Annotated in this window: 1 pseudogene; it reads right to left on the bottom strand. The window is 25.1% G+C overall.

The features are described 5' to 3' along the window. Window positions 1–467, bottom strand: a pseudogene (locus AJN64_RS01320) (sugar transferase); the annotation flags it as partial.

The raw sequence follows: 467 nt of genomic DNA, 5'->3' as shown, positions 1-467 counted from the left end.
TCTTATATATCCTAATATACTTTTTGAATTTTCTATCAAAGTTTGTCCTAGTTTATAAGATAAATGGTTTTGTATACGAGCTTTAGCTGAATTAGCTTGAATAAAAGTAATTTTAGGATTTATTATACTCATTTTTATACCCAAAGATTTAGCAAGTTTTTTACTTTCTAATTTTTTAATAATTAAATCTTGTTCTAGATTGGCTAATTCTAAACGTTGTTTTTTTGCAGGTAAAGAATTAAGTTCGTTTTGAAATTTGTTTTGCAAATCTTGTTTTTCTTGAGTTAAAACTGAAATTTGTTTTTGTAATGAAGCTAGTTTTCTTGGATCCATTGTAGCACAATACTCGTCTATAATTTCTTTATAAAGCTCTATAGGAGGGATTAAATGATTAAAATTATATTCTTCTGGTATTTCTATATTTTCATTAGCTAAAGCTTCAAAATCTATTTCTTCGGTATGGTAAT

It is taken from the genome of Campylobacter sp. BCW_4332 (genome assembly GCF_001763175.1).
Classification (GTDB): Bacteria; Campylobacterota; Campylobacteria; order Campylobacterales; family Campylobacteraceae; genus Campylobacter_D; species Campylobacter_D jejuni.
The sequence above is the reverse complement of the archived record's forward strand: the minus strand, read 5'-3'. Positions and strand labels throughout refer to the sequence as shown.